The following is a 779-nucleotide window of genomic DNA, read 5'->3' as shown; positions in this document are numbered from 1 at the left end:
ATTCGACGGCGGCCTTGGGGTTCGGCATGTGGAGCATGACCTGGAAGTGTGGTTAAAACGCCCCGACGGCGCGATACCTGGCACCTTTATCCGGCTGTTCTGGAACAGCACTACGCAAGCCTCGGCGTTCATGATCGTCGAAGACAAGCACAAAGACCTGGACTACTTCCCCATTGCCATGCCTGCCGCGCAGATCCGTCCGCAACGGGGCAGCCTGGTGTACTGCACGGTAAAGCGCCCCAGCAGCAACGAACAGCCGACCACCCCCTTGAACCTGCTGATCAAGTTGACCCGCCCCGGGGATCGTGACCCCGACCCGGACAAGGAAGGCCATCAAGGATTCACCTTCAACCTGCCCGCCGATATTGAAGTGGATGGCGTAGACGACGAACGGGCCAGGGAGAACATCCTGATCGAAATCCAGCCCTATGAGCACATGGCACCGTTTGACACCTGCTCCCTGGCCTGGGGCTCGGAAATCGTCAAGTACGTGGTACAGCCGAGTGAGGTGGGAAGCTCGTTCTTTATCACCGTCGACTACCTGTCCATTCTCAGGGCCGGCGACAACGATCAGTTGCCGGTGGCCATGCAGGTGATGGACGCCGTAGGCAACTACCCGGACCATTTTGCCCAATGGTCAGCCCGCCAACGCGTATTGGTAACACTTAACCTCGATCTGCTGGATGCGCCTTATCTCGATGATTTCCCAGGTGATATTGACTTGGATGTATTGGGTGACCGGCACTTGCGCGTGTCGTTATATGCCGACACGCGCACGT

1 protein-coding gene is annotated in these 779 nt (G+C 58.2%); it reads left to right on the top strand.

Annotation, left to right across the window (positions count from 1 at the left end; translation table 11 throughout):
- The coding region (locus AD670_RS31660; protein ID WP_172681487.1) for a hypothetical protein at positions 1-779 on the top strand (779 nt) is incomplete at both ends.

The organism is Pseudomonas sp. MIACH, from assembly GCF_001269925.1.
Taxonomy (GTDB): Bacteria; Pseudomonadota; Gammaproteobacteria; order Pseudomonadales; family Pseudomonadaceae; genus Aquipseudomonas.
Note: the sequence above shows the minus strand (reverse complement) of the source record. Positions and strands in the feature narration are given on the sequence as shown.